The 20,866-nt window shown below is 73.4% G+C and carries 19 protein-coding genes; 7 read left to right on the plus strand and 12 right to left on the minus strand.

Annotated features, from left to right (window positions below; translation table 11 throughout):
• Positions 1-91: 91 nt before the first annotated feature.
• On the minus strand, positions 92-1,843 hold the full coding sequence (locus AB0I68_RS18420) for a hypothetical protein (protein ID WP_363178368.1): 1,752 nt from the start codon (positions 1,841-1,843) through the stop codon (positions 92-94).
• 122 nt (positions 1,844-1,965) lie between these two features.
• Complete coding sequence (locus tag AB0I68_RS18425) at positions 1,966-2,946, minus strand: WYL domain-containing protein (protein WP_363178369.1); 981 nt, start codon at positions 2,944-2,946, stop codon at positions 1,966-1,968.
• Between the two features lie 106 nt (positions 2,947-3,052).
• Here AB0I68_RS18425 and AB0I68_RS18430 point away from each other — a divergent pair, with 106 nt between their 5' ends.
• Complete coding sequence (locus tag AB0I68_RS18430) at positions 3,053-3,457, plus strand: DUF3224 domain-containing protein (RefSeq protein ID WP_363178370.1); 405 nt, start codon at positions 3,053-3,055, stop codon at positions 3,455-3,457.
• Between the two features lie 70 nt (positions 3,458-3,527).
• Here AB0I68_RS18430 and AB0I68_RS18435 read toward each other — a convergent pair whose 3' ends face one another.
• Positions 3,528-6,260: a DNRLRE domain-containing protein gene (locus tag AB0I68_RS18435; RefSeq protein ID WP_363178371.1), complete on the minus strand. Its 2,733-nt coding sequence runs from the start codon at positions 6,258-6,260 to the stop codon at positions 3,528-3,530.
• A gap of 165 nt (positions 6,261-6,425) precedes the next feature.
• Between AB0I68_RS18435 and AB0I68_RS18440 the strand changes: the two genes are divergently transcribed.
• Complete coding sequence (locus tag AB0I68_RS18440; RefSeq protein WP_363178372.1) at positions 6,426-7,103, plus strand: HAD family hydrolase; 678 nt, start codon at positions 6,426-6,428, stop codon at positions 7,101-7,103.
• A gap of 102 nt (positions 7,104-7,205) precedes the next feature.
• On the opposite strand, the gene AB0I68_RS18445 is transcribed toward AB0I68_RS18440, so the two are convergent.
• Positions 7,206-9,125, minus strand: coding sequence for a cellulase family glycosylhydrolase (locus AB0I68_RS18445; RefSeq protein WP_363178373.1), 1,920 nt, complete (start codon positions 9,123-9,125; stop codon positions 7,206-7,208).
• A 401-nt stretch (positions 9,126-9,526) separates the two neighbouring features.
• Here AB0I68_RS18445 and AB0I68_RS18450 point away from each other — a divergent pair, with 401 nt between their 5' ends.
• The 3 genes from AB0I68_RS18450 (at position 9,527) to AB0I68_RS18460 (ending at position 11,143) form a co-directional block, all read left to right on the plus strand.
• Entirely contained in the window at positions 9,527-9,829 is a 303-nt protein-coding gene (locus AB0I68_RS18450) for a hypothetical protein (RefSeq protein WP_030864982.1), read from the plus strand.
• A 172-nt stretch (positions 9,830-10,001) separates the two neighbouring features.
• On the plus strand, positions 10,002-10,463 hold the full coding sequence (locus AB0I68_RS18455) for a cyclic nucleotide-binding domain-containing protein (RefSeq protein ID WP_363178374.1): 462 nt from the start codon (positions 10,002-10,004) through the stop codon (positions 10,461-10,463).
• 236 nt (positions 10,464-10,699) lie between these two features.
• Entirely contained in the window at positions 10,700-11,143 is a 444-nt protein-coding gene (locus tag AB0I68_RS18460; RefSeq protein WP_363178375.1) for an SSI family serine proteinase inhibitor, read from the plus strand.
• A gap of 125 nt (positions 11,144-11,268) precedes the next feature.
• Here the strand turns inward: AB0I68_RS18460 and AB0I68_RS18465 are convergent, their stop codons facing one another.
• Both AB0I68_RS18465 and AB0I68_RS18470 read right to left on the minus strand, forming a co-directional pair.
• Positions 11,269-12,141, minus strand: coding sequence for a GNAT family N-acetyltransferase (locus tag AB0I68_RS18465; RefSeq protein WP_363178376.1), 873 nt, complete (start codon positions 12,139-12,141; stop codon positions 11,269-11,271).
• A gap of 32 nt (positions 12,142-12,173) precedes the next feature.
• A complete protein-coding gene (locus tag AB0I68_RS18470; protein WP_363178377.1) occupies positions 12,174-12,599 on the minus strand; it encodes a hypothetical protein in 426 nt (141 codons plus the stop codon).
• Positions 12,600-12,792: 193 nt separating this feature from the next.
• Between AB0I68_RS18470 and AB0I68_RS18475 the strand changes: the two genes are divergently transcribed.
• Together AB0I68_RS18475 and AB0I68_RS18480 are read left to right on the plus strand one after the other, a co-directional pair.
• Entirely contained in the window at positions 12,793-13,323 is a 531-nt protein-coding gene (locus AB0I68_RS18475; RefSeq protein WP_363178378.1) for a GNAT family N-acetyltransferase, read from the plus strand.
• Between the two features lie 42 nt (positions 13,324-13,365).
• Positions 13,366-14,103 carry a Sir2 family NAD-dependent protein deacetylase gene (locus tag AB0I68_RS18480; RefSeq protein ID WP_363178379.1) on the plus strand — a complete coding sequence of 246 codons (738 nt, stop codon included), beginning with the start codon at positions 13,366-13,368 and terminating at the stop codon, positions 14,101-14,103.
• Here AB0I68_RS18480 and AB0I68_RS18485 read toward each other — a convergent pair.
• From AB0I68_RS18485 to AB0I68_RS18510, 6 genes are all read right to left on the minus strand, one after another.
• The gene (locus tag AB0I68_RS18485) at positions 14,100-14,585 is read right to left on the minus strand and encodes a VOC family protein (protein ID WP_363178380.1); all 486 of its coding nucleotides are present in this window, start codon (positions 14,583-14,585) and stop codon (positions 14,100-14,102) included. The two genes, AB0I68_RS18480 and AB0I68_RS18485, sit on opposite strands and share 4 nt — an antisense overlap.
• A gap of 156 nt (positions 14,586-14,741) precedes the next feature.
• Positions 14,742-18,320: a bifunctional glycosyltransferase family 2 protein/CDP-glycerol:glycerophosphate glycerophosphotransferase gene (locus AB0I68_RS18490; RefSeq protein ID WP_363178381.1), complete on the minus strand. Its 3,579-nt coding sequence runs from the start codon at positions 18,318-18,320 to the stop codon at positions 14,742-14,744.
• A 179-nt stretch (positions 18,321-18,499) separates the two neighbouring features.
• Entirely contained in the window at positions 18,500-18,874 is a 375-nt protein-coding gene (locus AB0I68_RS18495; RefSeq protein ID WP_363178382.1) for a hypothetical protein, read from the minus strand.
• Between the two features lie 92 nt (positions 18,875-18,966).
• Positions 18,967-19,380 carry a roadblock/LC7 domain-containing protein gene (locus tag AB0I68_RS18500; RefSeq protein WP_363178513.1) on the minus strand — a complete coding sequence of 138 codons (414 nt, stop codon included), beginning with the start codon at positions 19,378-19,380 and terminating at the stop codon, positions 18,967-18,969.
• Between the two features lie 92 nt (positions 19,381-19,472).
• Positions 19,473-20,258, minus strand: coding sequence for a transcriptional regulator (locus tag AB0I68_RS18505; RefSeq protein WP_363178383.1), 786 nt, complete (start codon positions 20,256-20,258; stop codon positions 19,473-19,475).
• Positions 20,255-20,659, minus strand: coding sequence for a hypothetical protein (locus AB0I68_RS18510; RefSeq protein ID WP_363178384.1), 405 nt, complete (start codon positions 20,657-20,659; stop codon positions 20,255-20,257). The genes AB0I68_RS18505 and AB0I68_RS18510 overlap by 4 nt, the downstream gene beginning before the upstream one ends.
• Positions 20,660-20,866 lie beyond the last annotated feature (207 nt).

The raw sequence follows: 20,866 nt of genomic DNA on the forward strand, positions 1-20,866 counted from the left end.
GGTGCCCCCACCGCATTGGCTCCCTCCTCCGCCTTGCAATCCACGGCACCAGACGACCCGGGCTATCCGGCCCTGATCCGCCGGACACCCCCTAGCCCCGGTCCGCGACGGCCTCGCCGATCCGGCGCAGGGCCTCGCGAGATGCCGCGGCCAGGCGCTCGTCGGCCCGCGCGTCCTCGTCGAAGCTGCCGGTGCAGAGCGAAACGCGGACCCGCCTCTCGGCCACCGCGCGCAGGGCGGGAACGGCCGGTGCGGCGGCCGCTCCCATGTCCCCCAGGACCGTGCAGACGTACGGGCCGTACAGCTCGCCGTCCAGCGCGCCCGGCAGCCTCTCGAGGGCGAGAGCGGCGGCCGCCTCCCCCTCGTGCCGCCACAAGGCGGCGACCCACTTCGGGTGCACCGCGGGTGCGGTGCCCACGGCCTCCCACAGGTACGCGACGTGCTGCGGCTCCAGTCCGCCGTGCCCGGCGAGCCACTCCAACACGTCCGCGGCCAGGCTCGCGTTGCGCCGCCACGCGTGCAGCCGTGCGAAGAGGCGCTCCGCCCGGCGCCGGTCCCCGGTGATCCGGATCAGTGCCGTCTCGACATGCCCGTCGAAGCGGGTGCCGCCGTCCCCGGCGAGGCCTTCGAGCAGCGGCACGGCGGCACCCGCCCCGGGACCGATCTCCCCGAGGGCGAGGACGGCCTGGGTCCGCAGCAGCGCGGAGTCGTCCGCGCCGAGCAGGCGCAGGAGCTGCGGTACGGCGATCGCCGAGGCGGCCCCGCACGCACGCAGGACGCCCACGGCTGCCCACACCGCACGGTCCGTCGCGCCGTCGTTCCCGTCGAGGTGGTCCGCGGCCGCCGCCACGAGCGGTCCGACGTCGGCGCCCGCCTGGGCGAGGCCGGCCGCGGCCTCGCCCACCACCCCCGCGGCCCTGCCCTCGGTGACGAGCCGGCACAGCTGCGGCAGCGCCCGGACGTCGCCGATCCGGCCGAGGGCCGGGGCTGCCGCGTCGGGCGCTTCGTCCAGCAGGCCGGCGAGTTCGTCGGCGCAGAGCCGGGTGGTCTCCAGCAGGCCGCCGACGACCGCGGCGGCCGCCTCCCGTACCTCGGGGGCCGCCGCCCGGCCCAGCAGCGGCCGCAGCTGCGGGACGAGCGCCTGCGGGGCGGCCCGCCATTCCCGCAGGGCCACTTCCGCCATGTCGACCGCCGCGCGGTGCGCCACCGCGGTGTCCCGCGCGGCCAGCAGTCCGACGTGCGCGTAGCAGGTGGTCTCGCCGCCGGGCCACCTGGCCGCCAGCCCCCATACCGTGCCCGCGCCCCAGCGCACCCGGCCGCCGGGGCCGCCGAGCCGTGCGCCGCCCGCGTCGAGGTCCGCGAGCACCGGGTCGGTGTCGGGCCGCCGGGCGGCCCTCAGCCGGATCGCCGGGTCGCGGTCCGCGGCCAGGAGCTTCCGGTCCTGCTCGGTCGGCCGTAGGAGCAGGGCCTCGGCCAGCGCCAGCCGGGCCACCGGATCCTGTTCCTGCCCCGGGCCGGTCAGCAGTTCCACGGCCCGCGGGCGGTCCGCCTCGGCCAGCAGCCAGGCCGCGGCCCGGCGTACCGGCTCGTCGGGATCCCGCAGCCGGCCCACGGCGGCGGCCGCCGCTTCGGGCCACGGGTCGTCGGTGCCCCCGCTCAGCCAGGTCAGGATCTGCAGCAGGAGGAGGCGTACGCCGGCCCGCTCATCGGCGGTGCCGGAGAGCAGCCGGACGGCCACCGCTCCGCCGCGGTCCGCCCGTACGGCGTCGAAGACCGCGCTCCGCGCGGCGCCGTAGCCGGCCCCCGCGGGATCGCGGCGCGCCTCCCGGATCCATGTCTCCACACAGTCGGCCGGTCCGTGGACCGGCGGTTCGGGCCTCACAGGCCCGGGCGCGGTACGCCCTTCCGCATCGGCGTCGTCATGCCGTGATCATCGCTGCTCGGCGGGCCGGCGCACAACCGGATTCAGCCGTACCGCTCGGCCAGCGCGGCGACGGTGTCCGCGAGGGCCTGCCGGAGCTCGGGCGGGCCGAGGACCTCGGCCTCGGTGCCCAGCCGGAGCAGGTCGCCGACGGCGACAGCCTGGGACTCGACCTCCAGGTCGACGCGGATCCAGCCGTCGGGAGCCGCGGGGCCGGCCGGACCGGCGCCGGCGAGGGCCCGTACGCCGGCTGCGCCGAACTGCATCGGCAGCAGCCGGCGCCCGCGCGGGGACAGCAGCAGCCGGGCGGTCTGCTGCCGGCACGCCTCCTCCATCCGGCGGGCGGACTCCGCCCAGTACGCGGCGAGTTCGAAGCCGGCCGGGCGCTCGAAGCCTTCGGCCTCGGTGTCCACGGCGAGGAACCGCGAGACCCGGTAGCTGCGGACGCGCTCGTCGGCGGCCCGGGCCACCAGGTACCAGATGCCGCCCTTGAGGACGAGGCCGAGGGGGTGCAGCGGGCGTCCGGCCCGCTCCGCGCCGTTCCAGCGGCGGTAGTGGGTGAGCAGCACGCGCTGGTCCCAGACCGCCTGGGCGATCCGCGCGAGGTGCGGGACGGGGTCGGCGTCGCGGAACCAGGCCGGGGCGTCCAGGTGGAAGCGGTCCTGGAGCCGGCGGGCCCGGCCGGCGAGTGCGGCGGGCAGTGCGGCCTGGAGCTTGAGCTGGGCGGCGGCCAGATCGGCGCCGAGGCCCAGTTCCTGCGCGGGGCCGGGCGCACCGGCGAGGAAGAGGGAGCCGGCCTGGGCGTCGGTGAGGCCGGTGAGCCGGGTGCGGTAGCCGTCCAACAGCCGGTAGCCGCCGGCGGGTCCGCGGTCGGCGTGGACCGGGACGCCGGAGGCGCCGAGGGCTTCGACGTCCCGGTAGACGGTGCGGACCGACACCTCGAGCTCGGCGGCCAGTTCGGGTGCGGTCATCCGGCCGCGGTTCTGCAGCAGGAGGAGCAGGGAGAGGAGCCGGTCGGCGCGCATGGGGTCATTGTCCGGGATACCTGTCAGAGGATGTCAGGTATCCCGGACAGGCTGTTCTCGCGCCGGGGGGACCGAGCCCGCCCGGCCGTGAACCAGGAGGTCCGCCATGTCCGCCCGTACCACCGGCCGTTTCACGTTCGCCGACTGGGAGGAGCAGCCGGTCGGTTCGGCCGACTCCACTCCGCGCCTCGCCCGTTCCACGGTCGTCAACTCCTTCACCGGCGGGATCGAGGCCGGGGCGACCAACGCCGGATACACGTTCACGTACACCGGGGAGGGCGTCGGCGCGTACACCGGCATGGAGTTGCTGTCGGGCGCGGTCGACGGCCGCAAGGGCACGTTCGTCGTGGAGCAGCGCGGCACCTTCGACTCCGCCGGCACCCGGTGCACGTTCGAGGTGGTTCCCGGTTCCGCGACGGGCGAGCTGGCCGGGCTGTCGGGCTCCGGCTCGTTCACGTACCGCCAGGGCGAGACGTCCGTCCCGTACGACTTCACCTACACGGTGGGCTAGGGGGTGTCCGGAAGGCAGGGGGCGCGGACCGCAACGGCCCGCGCCCCCTGTCGCGTTCGTCCCTGCCGGGCTACGGCGCGCCGAAGGTCAGCGTCAGCTGCGGCGTGCCTTCGTTCGCCGGGGCCTCGGACGACCACAGCCACAGCGCGTCCGTGCCGGGGCTGGTCAGGGCCAGGCTGTAGCTCGTGCCGAGTGCGCCGGCGAGGGCGGCCGGGGACAGCCCGGTGGTGTGCACCGCCGAGCCGTCCGGGATGCCGGCGAAGCTGCCGAGGGCCGGGGTGCCCGTGGCGGGGCGGTTGTTGTACGTGGTCCCGGCCTCGGTCCACGTGCCGGTGACCGGGACCACCGAGACGGTGTCCGCCGTACCGGCTCCGCTCATCGTGCTGGTCTTCACGCTGAGGGCGGCCGACTTCAGTACGGTGCCCGCGGGTGCGGCCGGCAGGTTGAAGCGCAGGTAGCTCGTGTACAGCGAGGTGCCCCGTACGGCGAGCGAGGACGAGGTGCCGTAGTTCCCGTCCGGGGCACCGGCGTTGGCGTACGTGTCCTCGGCGGCCGGCACCTGGACGACCGAGTCGGCCGGGGCGGAGGCCAGCGCGTAGTGGTTCTGCACCTGCGCCGCGCTCAGGACGCTCGGGTAGACGGCGGTCTCGTCGAGCCGGCCCGCCCAGAACTCGCTGGTGGGGCGGTCGGGCCAGCCGCCGAGGCTGTCGCCGCCGGCGTGCCAGTAGCCGGCGTAGTTCTCGTGCGTGGTGACGCCGAGGGTGCCTTTCTGGGCGCCGTCCACGTAGAGGACCATGCCGCCCGGTCCCTGGGTGGCGACGACGTGGTGCCACTTGTCGTCGTTGTACGCGGCGCCGGTGGTGACGGTGCGGGTGGCTCCGGTGTAGACGCCGAAGACGAGCCGCCCGTCATTGGTCATGTAGAGGTGTTTGTCGTACTGACTGCTGCCGCGCACCTGGTTGTTGCCGAAGCCGAGGAGTTTGCCGCCCCGGGTGGTGTTCGTCTTGAACCAGGTCTCGATGGTGTAGCTGCTGCCCACCGTCTGGCGGAGGTCCCCGTACACGCGGGTGTCCGTGCCGTTGAAGCCGATCGCCGTGCTCGCGTCCGAGACCGCGCCCGGCGTCTGGCGCAGGGCCGGGGCGTTCAGGTGCACGCCGTTCTGGTTGCCGCCGCCCGAGGAGTCGGCGACGTTCGGCAGGGCCGACTCGTCGTAGCGCCAGAACAGCTGGGCGCCGTCGGTGCGGACCTGGTTCGGGTACGCGTCGACCGAGGTCGGGACGGTCACGCTCGCGGTGGCCGACAGGGCGCTGGTGTTGCCGGCCGCGTCGGTGGCCGTCACCCGGTAGGTGTACGACTGGCCGGCGGCGACGGTGGTGTCGGTCCAGGAGGCCTGCGGGCGCTTGAAGAACAGCGAATCCGCCGTGACGGTGGCGATCGGCGTGGCCGCGCCGTTGCGGTAGACCCGGTACGTCAGCGCGCTGTCGTCCAGGTCGAGGCTGGTGCGCCAGCGCACCTGCACCTCGCCGGGCTTGAAGCTCGCCGCGGTCGCGACGGGGACCGTGGGCGCCCCCGTGTCGCCGGTGGACGCGAACCGGGTCAGGCTCTGCTGCGCGGACCCGTTGACGGTGGTGAACTCGCCTCCGACCCACAGGTACTGGACGCCGCCCTTGGAGCCGACCGTCATCACCCGCGGGCCGATGCCCTCGCCGATGCCGTCGTTGGTGTCGGGGGCCCAGCCCAGTTTGCCGACGCTGGTGGTCGGCTGCGCGAGCAGGTGGTGGCGCTGTCCGTCCGGGTACTCGCCCACGCTGGAGCAGTCGTGCGCGTGGGAGGCGCTGTACAGCACGTTCTGGTACGGAAGCACGGCCTGCGTGGCGCCGAGGCACGTGTCGCGCCAGCGCTGGTTGAAATCGCTGAGGTTGAGCGCGATCCGGCCGTCGAAGACGCCGCCGCCGGTGCCTTCGTTGGCGGTGTAGAAACCGGTCGCGTCGGTCGCGATGTCCTTGACGACGGAGTTGGTCTCGATGAAGCCGGGGTACGTCTTGGTGAGCGCGCCGCTGGTGGCGTCTACGACGGCCAGCGCGTGCGTGTCCGCGCCGTTGACGGTGAAGAAGTCACCGCCGAGGACGACGTTGTTGCCGTCGGGGGTGACCTCGACGGCGCGGCCCGGCTCGTCGGCGTCGGCCCTGAAGGGCCGCAGCGCGCCGTCGGTCGCGTCGACGGCGGCGAAGCGCTCGCGCTGCTGGCCGGCGACGGTGAGGAAGTCGCCGCCCGCGTAGACGGTGTCGTTCGTGACGGCCAGGGCGCGCACGGTGGCCGCGAAGGCCGGGCGGAAGGAGGTCTTGACGGTGCAGGTCGCCACGTCGATGGCGGCGAGGCTGGAGACCGGGGTGCCGTTGACGGCGCCGAAGTAGCCGCCTGCGTACAGGGTCTTCTTGTCCGGCGAGAGGGTGAGGGCACGGACGGTGGCAGTGCCGCCGCCGACCGTGAAGGAGAGGTTGCAGGAGGTCGGGGCGCCGGTCGCGGCGTCGAGCGCGGCGAAGTTCACCGCCGGCTGCTCGGCGGCGCCGTCGCCGTCGGGAGGACGTACGGCGGAGAAAGTGCCGCCGACGAAGACCGTGCCGCCCGCCTCGGCGAGGGCCCAGACGACGCCGTTGGGCTGCCAGGTGGACAGCGCGTCGGCGGTGAAGGCCACGGGCGGGGTGATGGCCGCCGCCTGCGGGACGAGGCCGAGGCCTATGCCCGCGCCGGTTCCGGCCAAGGACAGGGCGAGAGCGGCCGCCAGCCCTCTGGATCTACGCATGAGCCCCCCAGTTCGGTATCACTGTGCGGTGTGGCCGAAACAGGCGTACAACCGTTCGCGACCGTGCGTACGGGCGCACCCTAAGCCCCTTTGCGCACCTGTTCACCACACTTGACGCATCGGATGCCAAATTCGCCGGACGCGGAGCCCGCCTATCCTTCCCCCATGATCACTTCCACTGAACCGTTCGGACTCGTCATCTTCGACTGCGACGGGGTCCTCGTCGACACCGAGCGGATCGCGACCCGTGTGAACGTCGCCCTCGGCGCGGAACTCGGCTGGCCGCTCACGGAGGACGAGGCGATCAGCCTGTTCATCGGCCGCTCCAGTGCCTCGAACCGGGAGTTGGTCGCCGGCCGCCTCGGCGCGGAGGCGGCCCGCGAGTGGGAGGAGCGCTTCGCGCGGATGCACACGGAGGCGGTGGACGCCGGGCTCACCCCGGTCGACGGCCTGCCCGAGGCGCTCGACGCGATCACCCTGCCGACCTGCGTCGCCTCCAGCGGAACCCACGAGAAGATGCGGCACACCCTCGGCCGCACCGGCCTCTACGAGCGTTTCGCGGGCCGCATCCACAGCGCCACCGAGGTCTCCCGCGGCAAGCCCGCCCCGGACCTCTTCCTGTACGCGGCGCAGCGCATGGGCGTCGCCCCGTCGGCCTGCGTGGTGGTCGAGGACAGCCGCCCGGGCGTCGAGGCGGCCCGCGCGGCGGGCATGCGCTCCTTCGGCTACGCGGGCGGGCTGACGCCGGCGTCCCACCTCGCCGGCCCGGGCACGGTCCTCTTCACCGACATGCGCGAACTCCCGGGCCTGGTCGGCGGCGCCGTCGTCGGCGGCGGTCGCTGACGACGCGAAGAACGACCGGCCGCACGGCCGGTGAGCCATCGGGGAGACCGCGGCTTCGGCGATGGCGCCGGTCGGGGGCGTGGAGCCCCCCCCCGTGCCGCGTCAGACGGGCGGCAGGGGACGGCAGAGGAGGGCCGCCGGGCCCGGGCGGGAGGCCGCGCGGGTGGTGAAGGCGATCCCCGCCGCGTACTCGGTGGGCAGGCACTGGCCCTTGTAGTCGCCGTACGCGAACTCACCGCCGGGGGCGCCCGGCGGGCGGTTGTCGCCGCGGTCGAACCAGAGCGTGCGGCCGCCCGCGGGGAGACCCGTCCGGGCCGGTGCGCACAGGGCCGCAGAGACCCGCTCGCCCCGCAGGCTGTAGCCGATCAGGAACTGGCCGGCCGGGCACTGGAACTTGGTGTAACCGGTGGCCCAGTCGCCGCCCGCCGGGACGTACGCCTCGTCGCGGACCACGGTGTGCCCGCCCGCCGGGGCCCGCAGGTCGGAGGTGCTGCACAGGCCGCGCCCGCCCGTGTGCCCGAGTCCGGCCAGGCGGGCGCCGTCGGGGCAGACCGCCTTGCGGGCCCCGCTGTCCCAGTCGCCGGTGGCCAGCGTGCGCAGCGAGGCGTTGTGGTCGCGGTGGTCGGTGGTCAGCTGGTACCAGGCGGGGGTGACGGGGACCTGCCCGGTGCGTCCGGGGGTGGCGACGAGGGCGGCCCACGGCTGCGTACGCCAGTCGGCCGCGTCGAGCACGCCGGACCGGCGGCCGGAGGCGTCGTAGCGGAGCATTGCCCAGGTGTCGCCGCCCGGGGCGCCTTGGGCGGTGGTGCTCCAGCCGACGAGCGGCCAGTACGCGAAGTCGGCGTCGGCGGCGGTCAGGTAGCCGGTGAGGTGCTGGAACCAGGCGCGGGGGGCGGCGCCGCTCTCGTCGGCGCCGATGCCGAACTCGCTGACCCAGACGGGCGCGGTGAAGTGGGTGCCGGTCTCGGCGGAGACGTAGAACGCCTGGTCGTAGAGGGCCTGTTCGAGCTGGGCCGGGCTCATGTCCTGGTAGCGGAGGTCATGGGTCTCGCCCAGGCCGGTCGCGCCGCTGTGCCGGGGGCCGGTGTACCCGTAGAAGTGGGCGGAGTACACGAGCTTGTCGGAGACCACGAGCGTGTGGGACAGCGTGCGCACGGGGGTGAGGGTGGGGCGGCCGTGCGGGAAGCCGTCCACGGGGATGCCGGTCCAGTTGATGCCTTCGACCACGATGAGCAGGTTCGGGTTGGCCTCGGTGAGGATCCGGTCACCGGCCTCCTGAGCGGCCGCCTGCCAGTCGTGGCCGTCGCCGAGGCCCCAGTTGGGGTCGTCGAGGGTGTCGCGGCGGACCTCGTTGTAGAGGTCGGCGCCGACGACGCGCGGGTTGTCGCGGTAGCGGCGGGCCAGGAACACCCAGTCGTCGGCCCACTGGGCGGTGGACCGGCCGCTGTTCCAGCGCTCGTTGCCGTCGAGTCCGCAGCACCAGCGCGTGGTGACGGTGTGGTTGTTGAGGATGACGGCGAACCCGGCGTCGGTGAGGGCGGCGACGACGGCGTCGTAGACCTGGAGCGGGGTGCGGCCGCGCAGGGCCGGGTTGGCGGCGACGGCCGCGTCCGGGACGGGGGCGGTGGTGCGGAGCATCTCGTTGGAGAAGGGCAGCCGGATGCTGTTGAGGCCGAGGGCCCGGAAGTCGGCCAGCAGGGTGGGCAGCGGCACCCGGTCCAGGCCGATCGGGATGCCGGAGGAGTTCTGGCCGGCATGGTGCGTGGCGGGGTCGTTGCGGTCGCCGCTGCCGTTCCAGGATCCCTGGGCGCCGTCCCAGTTGCCGGACCGCAGGCGGAAGCGGTTGCCCTGTGCGTCGACGATGTAGCGGCCGCGGGTGGACAGGGGCGGAGTCCACGCCTGCGCGGCCTCCCCGGACGGCGCGGCCGGCCCGGCCAGGGCGGGCTCCGCCGCGGCCGCTGCCGGCAGGGCTCCCGCCAGCAGCAGGAGGGCGCCGAACAGCGCGCGGATCAGGCTCTTCATGTCGCTCCCGCCGGGTCGGGCCGTCCGGGGCCGGTCGGCCAAGGGACGAGTGCCGCGGTCAAGTTACCGGCCGGTCGCCGACCAGGGAACCCAAAGGAGCGCCGACTTTCCGGCCGGCGCGGCGCGGGTGCGGCAAGCGTCGCGAGCTCCGCGCCCCGCGTCGGCGGGGCGCCCTCCCCCGGCAGCCGCAGTGCGGGGACGTGCCGCGGGCGCCGGGATGCGGGCCCCCGTCGACGGGGGCTCACGGAGTCGGTGCGCACGGGCGTGCCGTCGGTCCTGTCCACCGCCGGCGGCGTGGGCCGGCCCTTTACGTGCGGCCACCCTGGCGAAACCGCCCCGCGCGGGGCCCGGAGCACCTACCGTGCCCTGGGGGGACGGGACCGTTCGGGAGGGTGGGGCAGATGGACGAAGAAGAGGACCTGCGGCTGGCGAGGATGACGCCGGAGATCTCCCGCCGCACCCTCACCATGCTGCGCGGTCTCGCCGGGCTGGAGCCGCCGGAGCAGGTTCCCGAGGACGCGATGATCGTCGCGGACGCGATCCTGGCCGAGCACGGCACCGACGGGCTGCGCGTCCTGGTCATGACCCTGGCGGCCTGGGCCACGGCACAGATCGAGAACGTCGCCGAGCTGAGCCGGCGCAGCCACGAGGCGGTCCTCGACGCGATGGAACTGGCCTGCCTGGAGGCGAACGCCGAGGAGTGACCCCGCGCCGGGACCGCACGGAGGGACTTCCGGGAGTCGTCGGCGATGCCCCCCTCCGGCGTGTGCGGGGCCGCCTGCGGGGTACTCGAACAACCAGGTGATGCGTCGCGCCCGGATTCGTCCGGGTGTCGGCGACACTGGGGGTAATGGGGGGCCCTGATCGGAGGCCGTCGTGAGCACACCTTCCCCCATCCGAATCGCCGCCGCCCTCTCCGCCGAACACCGCGGACGGCTGATGTCACAGGCCCGCGAGGTCAACTTCCCCGAAGGCACGACGATCTTCGCGGAGGGCGCACGCGCCGACGCCTTCTGGATCGTGCGATCCGGCACGGTGACGCTCCAGATCCCCCTGCCCGGCCGTCGGCCCGCCCCCGTCGAGAACCTCGGCCCCGGTGAACTGGTGGGCTGGTCCTGGCTCTTCCCGCCGTACGTGTGGCAGCTGAGCGCGGAGGCGATGACCCCGGTGCGCTCGTACGAGTTCGACGCGACCTCCGTACGGATGATGATGGACGCCGACCCCGCCTTCGGCTCCGCCATCGGGCACTGGGTCGGACGCGTGCTCGCGCTCCGCCTCCAGCAGACCCGCACCCGGCTGATGGACCTCTACGCCCCGCGCATCGCGACGAACCGCTAGGACGCCGACGCAGTCGCCCGGGGCGGTCCGGACCCGCCCCGGGAAATGTTTCAGCGCGTGTGTTCGGCCGATTCGGCGGACCCCTCCCCCACAGGTCAGCACGCCCCACACCGCTGCGGGCTGCATACATTCGCTCACGATCGGTGACGAGAAATAGAGGTACGAACGGGCGTTCACGGTCCGTGTCGGCAAGACTCCTGTCCGCTATCCGAAACAACCACTCAAGGGAGTTCGAAATGCGGTCCATCGCAAAGGGTCTCGGCCTCGGTTCCGCCGCCATGGCGCTCACCGCTCTCACGGCCCTGGCCTGGCCCGGAGCTGCCGACGCCGCGCCGTCCGGTGCGGAGAGCCTGTACGCGCCGTCCGCCCTCGTCCTGAGCATCACGGCCGGGGAGGACACCACGTACGGCACGGTGCTGCGCGCGGTGACGCTCGTGTGTGCGCCGGCCCCCGGCGGGACGCACCCGGCCTCGGCCGCCGCATGTGCCGAACTGCGGGCGAACTCGACCCGGTTGGACGCGGTCACCGCACCCGGCGCCGGCGTCGACTGTACCCGGGAGTGGAACCCGATGACGGTGACCGCCGACGGGGTGTGGCAGGGCCGCCGGCTGCACTACTCGTACACCTTCGGCAACCCCTGCGGCCTGCGGCACACCAGCGGCGCCCTGTTCGGCTTCTGATCCGGCACGACGCGACCGGCCGGACGGCGTCGTGCGACCGCCGTCCGGCATCCCGCCTCGGAGCGGGCCGTCACCCCTGCGCGGCGGCCCGGCCACGCGCAGACCAGGGCAACCGCCCCGTCCTGTCAGCCCAGTTCGAGGCTGGTCACCCCGTACATCCCGGCCAGCTCGACCTTCGGGGCAGGGCCGGTGTACATCCGGGCGGCCTCGAAGGAGGGGACCAGCCCCAGGCCGGCCAGCAGGGCGGTGGCCGCCGGATTGGCGTCGGGCACGTCCACGGCCACCGCCCCGTCGGGGGTGTGCTCCGCGAGCCGGTGCAGCAGGGCGGCCGCGATGCCCGGGGTGGAGGCGTACAGGGGACCGATCCGGGAGGCCCCGCTGCACGGGCGGATCACCCCGAGGCCCTCGATCCGCCCGTCGCGGACGGCGGCGAGGGCGGTACGGCCGGGCAGGCCGGTCCAGGCGGACAGGAAGGCGTCGCGCGACGCGGGGAAGAACCGGCGGTCGTAGGCGGCCAGCTGCCCGAAGGGCAGCGAGCCGGCGCCGACCACCTCGACCCCGGCCCCGTCGGCGTCGGCGCCCGCGCCCGCGCCCGCGCCGCCCGCCTGCGGGACGCCCTCGTGGCGGACGTTGTTCCAGGCCGAACGAAACCCGGACTTGCGGTAGTTGTCCTGCTGGTCGACCACCCCGTCCAGGCCGACGAGCCGCCCGTCGAGCCGCTCCATCCCGGCGTGCCACAGCTGCATCCCGTATCCCCGTCCGCGGACGGCGGGGCGGGTGATGTAGAAGCCGATGAACCCGAAGGCGGCCCCGTACCGCACGGCCGAGATGCAGGCCACCGGTTCGCCGTCGATCCGGCCGACGAGGAAGCCGGCCGGATCGGCGACCGCGAACGCGAACCGGTCGGAGTCGCCCGGGTTCCACCCCTCCTCGTCGGCCCAGGTACGGATCAGTTCCATGTCGGCGGCGCTCGCGCCGGTGATCTCGAATCCCGTCATGTCCGGTGTTGTACCAGACGGCGTCCGGGCGGTCAGCCCGCGCAGATCACATCGTCGACCTTGATCGGCCGGGAGTCGAGGCGCACGTACGCCGTGAACGTGTCGGTGCTGTTCGAACCCCAGTGGGTGGTGACGGTGGCCCAGCCGACACCCGCCGCCTGGGCGACGGTGACCGTGCCGATGGCGATCTCCTGGGGTTCGTGCTGGATGCAGAGCAGCACGTCGGAGTACGGGCTGTGCGCCTGCTTGTCCTTGAGCTGCTGCGAGACGCGGTGGTCGCGGTCGAACGCGGAGGGGCCGTGGTGGCCGTAGAAGGAGGCGAGGAAGGCACTGATCTCGGCGGCGTCGTGCCGGTGGCGGCCGGCGGCCGGGGTGGGGTCGGCGACGGCGGGGGTCGGGGCCGGCAGCACGAGCAGGGTCAGCAGCAGGGCACCGAGGCTGTACGGCATGATCTTCATGCGGGATGTGTAACCACGGGGGTCTTCACGGGCAGGGGTGGGCCCCGGATCTCACTCCTGTGGGGGGCGGGATTCACCGCAGAAACGGCCCTCTCGGACGAAGGGTCCGCAGCGCAGAGGTGGGAGCGTTCATGCTCGGAACAGCGGATCAGGTGACGGTCCGGCGCTCGACCGGGGTCGGGGAGTCCGGGGCATGAGGGACCCGCTTCCCGCCGTCCGGCGGCGAACGGCCGGCGACCTCGGCGGGTGCGTCCGGGCGCTCGCCGCGGTCCACGCGCACGACGGCTACCCGGTGAACTGGCCCGACCGCCCGGGCGACTGGCTGGCCCAGCCGTCGCAGCACGCGGCCTGGGTGGCGGAACGGGACGGCCGGATCGTCGGCCACGTCGCGCTGTCCCCCGCCGAGACCGGCGATGCGGCGCCCGGGGTGTGGAGCCGCCGCCGGGGCCTGGGCACGGACGCGACGGCCGTGGTGGGCCGGCTGTTCGTCGCGCCGGAGGCGCGCGGCCACGGCTCCGGGGCGCTGCTGATCGCGCAGGCGGTCGGGGAGGCCCGGGAGCGCGGGCTGCATCCCGTGCTCGACGTCGTCGCCTCCGACACCGCCGCCGCGGCCCTGTACGAGCGGCTGGGCTGGGAGCTCCTGGCCACCACCGAGCAGCGGTGGGGGCCTGGGCAAACGGTGATCCTGCGCAGCTATGCGGCCCCCGGGACCGCCGCCCGGTAAATGCGGTCGCGGGTCCGTGCCGGCCGTACGTAGGGTCGGGGCATGGGGAAGCCGCTCGTCGCAGTGTTCAGTGGGGCCGGGATGTCCACCGATTCCGGGATTCCGGACTATCGGGGGCCGCAGGGGTTGTGGCGCCGGGATCCCGAGGCCGAGAAGCTCGTGACATACGCGTACTACATGGCGGATCCGGAGATCCGGCGCCGGTCCTGGCAGATGCGCGCCGAGGTCGGGGCCCTCGGGGCGCAGCCGAATGCCGCGCATCGGGCCGTGGCCGAGCTGGAGCGCGGCGGCACCCCGGTACGGGTGATCACACAGAACGTGGACGGGCTGCACCAGCTCGCCGGGATGCCGCCGCGCAAGGTGTTCGAGCTGCACGGGAGCGCGCGGGCGGTGGTCTGCACGGCGTGCCACGCCCGGTCGGGGATGGACGAGGCGCTGGCCCGGGTCGCCGCCGGGGAGCCGGATCCCGCGTGTCTGGCCTGTGGCGGGATCCTCAAGTCGGCGACCGTGATGTTCGGCGAGCGGCTCGACCCCGAGGTGCTGCGGCAGGCCGTGGCCGTGGCCAAGGGCGCTCACGTCTTCATCGCCGTCGGGACCACGCTCCAGGTGCAGCCCGCCGCCTCGCTGGCCGCAATGGCCGCCGAGGCGGGGGCCCGCCTGATCATCGTGAACGCCGAGGAGACCCCGTACGACCCCCTCGCCGACGAGGTGATCCGCGAGCCGATCGGGACGGCCCTCCCGGCCCTGCTGGCCCGCATCGGCGACCTCGGTACCGTCTAGCCGGCGTCGGCCGCCCTCCGCATTTCCGCGACGTCCAGCTTCTTCATCTTCATCATGGCCGCGGTGGCGCGGGAGGCCCTGCCCGGGTCCGGGTCGGCGATCAGGTCGATGGCGCCGGGCGGGATGACCTGCCAGGACACCCCGAACCTGTCCTTGACCCAGCCGCAGGCGGACTCCTGGCCGCCGTCCTTCGTCAGCTCGTCGTAGTAGTAGTCCGACTCCGCCTCGTCGGCGCAGTGGATCTGGAACGAGATCGCCTCGGTGAAGGGGAACTGCGGGCCGCCGTTGAGCCCGATGAACTTCTGGCCGTTGATCTCGAACTCGACGACCATCACCTCACCGGCCGGGCCGGGCCCCGCCTCGGTGTACCGGGCGATCCGTCCGATCTTCCCGTCCTTGAAGACGGACAGGTAGTAGTCGGCGGCGGCCTCCGCGTTGCCGTCGAACCACAGACACGTGGTGAATCCGCTGCTGCTGCTCATGACTGCCTCCGGGCGGGTGAGTGGTCGAGTACGTGCGGGTCGCCGCAGTCTCGCTCCTATACAGACCGGCCCCGGGCCCGAAATTCATCGGTGGGCCCGGGGCCGGTCCGTAACGCGTCCTGAATGCACTCCTACGGCTTACACCGCGGGCTTGGCTTACACCGCGGGCTTGGCCGCCATGCCGAGCATCCGGTCGACGACGCGCTCGGCGGCGCCGCCGTCGTCCAGGTCGCAGAACTCGGCGCGGAACGCGGCCCGCGCCTCCTTGTACTGCGCCCCGACCGCATCCGCGCCCCGCACGGCCTCGATCAGGCTCGCCGAGTCCGCCAGCAGCGGGCCGGGGGCCTTCTCCTCCAGGTCGAAGTTGAAGCCGCGCAGCGTGGTCCGGTAGTGCTCCAGGTCGTACGTGAAGAGCAGGATCGGCCGGTCGGTGAGCGCGAAGTCGAACAGCGCCGAGGAGTAGTCCGAGATCAGCACGTCGGCGACGAGCAGCAGGTCCGTCGCGTCGGGCCAGCGGGACACGTCGACGACGAAGCCGTCGCGCACCCTGTCCCGGACCTGCTCGGTCACGTGGTGGTGGCCGCGGACCAGCAGGACGTGGTCCTCGCCGAGCTCGCGCCGCGCCGCGTCCAGGTCGATCTGCAGGTCGAGCTTGTAGCCGCCCGACCAGCCCTCGCGGTTCTCGCGCCAGGTCGGCATGTAGAGGACGACCTTCTTGCCCTCGGGCAGGCCGAGCCGGCGGCGGACCTCCGCGATCCGCTGCGCGTCGGGCTTGACGAGCGCGTCCGCCCGCGGGCTGCCGGACTCGATGACCTCGCCGTTGTAGCCGAGGGCCCGCTTCAGGAGGGGCGTCGCGTACGAGCTCGGGGAGGCGAGCAGCGACCACTGGGCGCTGTCGTGCTCCAGCGCCTCGAGGATCTCGGGGCTCGTGTAGTAGTCGTGGATGAAGTCGTGGCCGATCTCCTTGATCGGCGTCCCGTGCCAGGTCTGGACGACGATCTGGCCGGTGCGACGGAGGAAGTGCCCCGGCACGCTGTCGTTCACGACGTAGAAGCGGGCCCGGGCCAGGACCTCCCACGCCTCGACGCTGTCGTACTGGACGGCGCGGGCGGTCGCGGGGACCTCGGCGCGGCCGTCGCGGACGAGCCAGACGTGGTCCAGCTTCTCGCCGCGCCGCACCAGCTCCTCGTGGATGGCGCGCGGCGAGTCGCCCGCTCCGTTCCCCTGGAAGGTGTCGTAGACGACGATGTCCTTGACCGGCAGGGCGCGCTGCGCCGGGTAGGTCTCGAACCGGGTGACGCGCTGGGCGTACCGGGAGCGGTCGTGCGGGCTGAGCAGCGGGTCGGCGACGAGCACCATGCGGTCGTAGAAGCGGGCCTCGACCCGCATCCGGCGGCCCTCCACGGTCAGCGGGTGGGGTCCGGCGTGCAGGGCGGTGGGCGCGAACTGGACCGGGGCGCCGCGGTCGACGCCGAGCAGGCCCGCGGTGGTGCCGCCCTCGGCGACCGGGCGCAGGGTGGGCCACCAGCGGCCCTTCGGCAGCGTGGTGCGGCCGCCGTAGGCCTCGTCGAGCACGGGCTCGAAGACGGACTCGAAGCGGTCGCCGTCCCGGGTGACGGGGTAGCTGAACTCGGTGCCGTGCGCGTCGTGCAGGACCAGCTCGTACGGCTCGTCGGTGGGTGCGACGAACCGGCCCTTCAGGGTGAGGGTGCCGTCCTGGGCGGCGACCTCGTCGACCAGCGGCGGCGAGGGCTGCACCGAGAGGGTCAGGTGTCCGGTGTTGCCGCGCTTGGCGAAGAGGGCGCGGCCGGTGTCCCCGCCGGTCAGGGGCACGACCAGGCCGGCGAAGCCACCGCGCTCGTCGTGCGCGAGCCGGTGGTCGGAGCCGTCGGCGCCGACCACGGTCAGGCTCCACGGCTCGGGGTTCCACTCGCCGGGCTCGGATGCGGCGTCCGGTACGGCGGCCAGCTCGGCCAGCGGTACGCGCACGGTGAACGGGATCCGCCCGGCGCTGGAGGCGGCGGTCTCGAGCGGGAAGGTGAGGACGGTTCCGGTGGAGACGTGCTCGGCGCGCAGGGTGGCGTCGGCGCCGATCTCGGCGGCGAGTTCGCCGGCCACCTCGACGGCGTCGTCACCGGCCGGGCGGACGTCGAGGGCACGGGCCCGGACGACCTCGACCTGGATGGTGAGGGCGCCGGTGGCGTTCGGGACGACGCGGACGTCCGGGGCCACCCAGTGGGCGGGCGGGTTCTGGCCGGTGTCGGACTCGCCGCCCTTGAGGCGGGCGCGGTGCAGGCCGCCGGCGCCGGTGACGGCGACGGAAGTGGTCCATATGCCGTCGTTCCACTTGCCGCCCGACTGGAAGACGGTGGGGTCGACGACGGCGGTGAAGCCGGCCCAGTCGGCGTGCCGCAGGGCGAGGTGCGCGGAGTTCACGGTGGCCATCGGGGAGGCGACCGTACGGGTGCTGACGACGGTGCGGCGGCGCTTGCCGCCCTCGCGGAAGACCAGCACCTTGCGCGAGCCGAGGCGGCTCTCCGCGCCGAGGTGGCCGGGCAGCGCGTAGCCGCGCAGCAGCAGCTTGCCGTCGCTCCAGACGGCCTGCTCGAGGCGGCTGACGACGCGGCGCTCGCGCGGGCCGAGGGTGAGGATCTTGGCGGGGACCGGCGGGCGGCCGTGCAGGAAGGGGTAGTCGGCCTGCGGGCGGGCCAGCCCCTTGACGGGAACGCTGTAGGAGTAGTCGCGCTGGTGGTGCGTGAGGGCGATGAAGTCCTCGACGCGGCCTTCGCGGGCCAGGTACGCCTTGAGGCGGTCGGCGACGGTCAGGTCCGACCAGGAGCCGGTGCCGATCTCGCGGACGAGCCCGCCGACCTCCTTGACGAAGGCTGCGCGGAAGTCGGCGCCGCCCTCCCCGACGTACTTGTAGATGAGCGGGAGCTCCTCGCTCAGCACGTTGTGGTCGTAGTCGCGGAGGTAGCGGGCGTACTTCGCGCCCTCCTTGGCCTTGAGGGCCTCGCGGACCAGGCGGACCGAGGTCACGCGGTCGATCAGGGAGACCGGGTCGGTGGAGCGCTGGGTGATCGAGCGCTCGCCGGTCTCGCGGACGCGCCAGTGGTAGACGCAGTCGCTGATGATGTCGACGCTGGAGGCGAAGTAGTGCGCGGGGATGCTGACGGGGGCGTCCTCGTAGAGGATGCCCTCCGGGTACTGGAAGCCGTGCTCGTCCCAGAAGCTGCGCCGGTAGACCTTGTTCCACGCGGTGCGGTCGGTGACCAGCGCCGGGAACTTGGAGATGTGGGTCTTCAGCTGCGTCTTGGCGAAGGCGGCCCGGTGGCCCCAGGACTGCTGCATGCCGACGGAGCGGAAACGCTTCACGTTGCCGCCGGCGAAGTCCGAGCCGGTCTCGTCGAGGGCGGCGATCAGGCGCTCGTAGGCGTAGTCCGGCATCGTGTCGTCACTGTCGACGAAGGCCAGGTACTCGCTGTCTTTGGAGGCGTGGCGGGCGCCGACGTTGCGGGCGGCGCCGAGTCCGGCGTTCTCCTGCATGACGACCCGGAAACGCTTGTCCCGCGCGGCGAAGGCCTTGGCGATGACGGCGCTGGTGTCGGTGGACCCGTCGTCGACGAGGACGCACTCGAAGTCGTCAAACGTCTGGGCGGCAATGGACTCCAGGCACTCGTCGAGGTAGAGCTCGACGTTGTAGACGGGGACGACGATGCTCAGGCGCGGGGGCATGGGTGGCGGGTTCTCCAGCGATTCAAGCTATTTCGATGATCAGGTGATGACAGCATCCTACTCGGTAACGGGATGATAAAGTCCCCCCATCATGGACATATAGCCCTTGTCCCCCGGGGCGGACGGCAAAGAATTCAGCCGCCCGCCACCTCGGCGTCGGGATCGGACCGAACGTTTGCTCAGACTTCGAGCTCGGCTTCGATCGTCTTGAGCTGGTGCCGGGCCATCGCCAGGTTGGCCCGGCCGCGGTCGAGCGCGAGGTAGAGGAAGAATCCCTTGGCCCCGCGACCCTTCAGCAGCCGGATGAGGTGGTACTGGCCGCCGAGGGTGATCAGGATGTCCTCGATCTCGTCCTTCAGCCCGAGCATCTCCATGGTGCGGACCTTGGCGCGGACCACGTCGGTGTTGCCCGCCGCGGCCACACTGAGGTCGAGTTCCTTGCCGCCGCCGACGGTGCCGAGGGCCATGCCGCTTTCGTAGTCGACCAGGGCCGCGCCGATCGCCCCGTCGATGGTGCTGGTGGCTTCCTTGAGTGCGGTTTCCACGTTGGCCATGAGAGGCCCTCCTCTTTCTTCTGCGGTTTTCTACGGTGTTGGGTACGGGTGTGGTTCGGCAGGCCGGCGGGCGGCTCAGGCCGGCGGGCGGCTCAGGCCGACGGGATCTCGGGGCCGCGGCGCCCGAGGATGTGGTCGATGAGCTCCGCTATCCGGAGGCTGGAGCGGCGGGCCTCCAGGTGGAGCCGGCCGACGTTGACGCGGGGCTCCGCGATGAGGGTGAGGACGGCCGCGTCCCCGGCCGCGTAGGTGGCCACGTATCCGTGTTCGCCACGTATCAGCAGCTCGCGGAATCCGCCCTGGCCGGTGCTGTCGCTGAGCCGCTGGGCGACCCCGAGGGCGGCGGCGGTCAGTGCCGCGATGGCCTCCACCTCCGTGGCGGCGCTGTCCTGCGCGAGCACCAGGCCGTCGGCGCTGCCGGCGAGGGCGCCGGTGAGCTGGGGGACCCGGGCCCGCAGCCTGCGGAGCTCGGCGAGTATGTCGGCTTCGGCCTCGGCGGGCACCATCGCCGTGCTCATGTCGGCCTTTCTCCTTTCGGGCTGCCTCCGCTCGGAGCGGTCGGCGCGCTCGGTCCGCAGAGCCGGTCGCAGCGGGAGCCTCACAGGCTTGCCTCCAGTGCGTCGCGTAACCGGCGAAGCAGCGCCACGTCCGGGGATTGGGTCTGGGTCATCCAGTCGGGCAGGCGTGGTTCGACCGGTGTCAGGACCGGCGCGTGCGGGGTCTCGACCAGTCCGGCCGCCGCGAGGCGCCTCACGTCGAGCAGCGTGTGGAACGCCGGGCGGCCCAGCGCCCACGCGAGGTCCGCCGGGGTCCGTACGCCGTCCGCCTGGGCCAGCAGGATCCGCTGGCGTGCGGTGACGGTCTGGCCGGGGGCGGCGGTCCGGGGCACCACGGGGGAGGTGTCCAGCAGCGGGTACGGCCACACGGCGTCGAGGAGCTCCCGACGGCGCCGGGTCTCCCGCTCGACGGCGGCGGCCGGGACCGAGCGGACGGAGCCGATCCAGTGGGTGGCCCCGCGGCGGAACCGGGAGGGCCCGGTGCCCGGGGACAGTGCGAAGAAGGCTGCGTCGAAAATGGCGGCGAGATGGCAGATCTCCAGTTCGCCGTCGGCGAGGCCCCCGCTGTCCACGAGGAAGCGGGCGACCTGGCGGCGCGCGCCGGCCTGGTCCACCGCCTCGCGCCAGCGCTCGGGGGCGAGGCCGCCGCCGGTGGTGAGCAGTACGTCGAGGCCCGGGGTGGCCGGGCTCTCGGCGTGCACGATGCGGCCGTCCTCCAGGAAGAGCGTGCCGCGGTCGCGGAGCAGGGCGCCGGTGGCGCGCTCGGCGGCGAGCCGGGTGAGCAGGGGGGAGACTGCGGCGAGGGCGCTCACCTGAGTGCCGGTCATCTGAGGACCAGCCCCTCGGCGAGGACGCGGAGTCTGTGCCGGGCGAGGGCGAGGTTGCCTTCGGCACGGTCCAGCCACAGGTGGAGGAATACGCTGCTGTCGAAGCTGGTCTCGACGAAGCGGAGGACGTGGTAGCCGGTCCGGGTGGTGACGATCAGGTCCTCCACGGGCTGGCCCGCGGGGTCACCCGGTATGGAGTCGGACGCCGGCTGGGCGAAGGACTCGTACTCGGCGGCAGCCCGGGCCAGCTCGGCGGTCTCGGCGGCGGTGGTCTCGTGGTCGCCGACCGGCGAGTCCCCGGCGGTGCCGAGGGCCAGTCCGCTGCTCCAGTCGACCAGCGCGGCCCCCCGCGCACCAGGCAGGGCCATGGCTTCGAGCAGGCATTCGTCGATCCCGGGCACGCGGGCTCCCCTCCCGGCCAGACGTGCGAGGTGCACGGTCTATGGCGCGACAGGAGGGAACTTACTCACGTTCCACAGCACGGATGGGGCTTCTGGCATTTTCCGCGGGAACATGCACAGAACCACGCGACAGCTTGGCCGGAACCCGTCGACTTCTGATCACGAATGTTGATCACGGCAGCCGATCACGGAAGAGGGCGCACGGGG

The sequence above is a fragment of the Streptomyces sp. NPDC050448 genome (assembly GCF_040655295.1).
Lineage (GTDB): Bacteria > Actinomycetota > Actinomycetes > Streptomycetales > Streptomycetaceae > Streptomyces.

Excerpts from the sequence above, each read along its gene's own strand:
- AB0I68_RS18435 (WP_363178371.1), bottom strand. The coding sequence starts at position 6,260 with ATGCGTAGATCCAGAGGGCTGGCGGCCGCTCTCGCCCTGTCCTTGGCC.
- AB0I68_RS18480 (WP_363178379.1), top strand. The coding sequence starts at position 13,366 with ATGGGGAAGCCGCTCGTCGCAGTGTTCAGTGGGGCCGGGATGTCCACC.
- AB0I68_RS18485 (WP_363178380.1), bottom strand. The coding sequence starts at position 14,585 with ATGAGCAGCAGCAGCGGATTCACCACGTGTCTGTGGTTCGACGGCAAC.
- AB0I68_RS18500 (WP_363178513.1), bottom strand. The coding sequence starts at position 19,380 with ATGGTGCCCGCCGAGGCCGAAGCCGACATACTCGCCGAGCTCCGCAGG.
- AB0I68_RS18445 (WP_363178373.1), bottom strand. The coding sequence starts at position 9,125 with ATGAAGAGCCTGATCCGCGCGCTGTTCGGCGCCCTCCTGCTGCTGGCG.
- AB0I68_RS18440 (WP_363178372.1), top strand. The coding sequence starts at position 6,426 with ATGATCACTTCCACTGAACCGTTCGGACTCGTCATCTTCGACTGCGAC.
- AB0I68_RS18465 (WP_363178376.1), bottom strand. The coding sequence starts at position 12,141 with ATGACGGGATTCGAGATCACCGGCGCGAGCGCCGCCGACATGGAACTG.
- AB0I68_RS18495 (WP_363178382.1), bottom strand. The coding sequence starts at position 18,874 with ATGGCCAACGTGGAAACCGCACTCAAGGAAGCCACCAGCACCATCGAC.
- AB0I68_RS18460 (WP_363178375.1), top strand. The coding sequence starts at position 10,700 with ATGCGGTCCATCGCAAAGGGTCTCGGCCTCGGTTCCGCCGCCATGGCG.
- AB0I68_RS18490 (WP_363178381.1), bottom strand. The coding sequence starts at position 18,320 with ATGCCCCCGCGCCTGAGCATCGTCGTCCCCGTCTACAACGTCGAGCTC.
- AB0I68_RS18430 (WP_363178370.1), top strand. The coding sequence starts at position 3,053 with ATGTCCGCCCGTACCACCGGCCGTTTCACGTTCGCCGACTGGGAGGAG.
- AB0I68_RS18505 (WP_363178383.1), bottom strand. The coding sequence starts at position 20,258 with ATGACCGGCACTCAGGTGAGCGCCCTCGCCGCAGTCTCCCCCCTGCTC.
- AB0I68_RS18475 (WP_363178378.1), top strand. The coding sequence starts at position 12,793 with ATGAGGGACCCGCTTCCCGCCGTCCGGCGGCGAACGGCCGGCGACCTC.
- AB0I68_RS18450 (WP_030864982.1), top strand. The coding sequence starts at position 9,527 with ATGGACGAAGAAGAGGACCTGCGGCTGGCGAGGATGACGCCGGAGATC.
- AB0I68_RS18425 (WP_363178369.1), bottom strand. The coding sequence starts at position 2,946 with ATGCGCGCCGACCGGCTCCTCTCCCTGCTCCTCCTGCTGCAGAACCGC.
- AB0I68_RS18470 (WP_363178377.1), bottom strand. The coding sequence starts at position 12,599 with ATGAAGATCATGCCGTACAGCCTCGGTGCCCTGCTGCTGACCCTGCTC.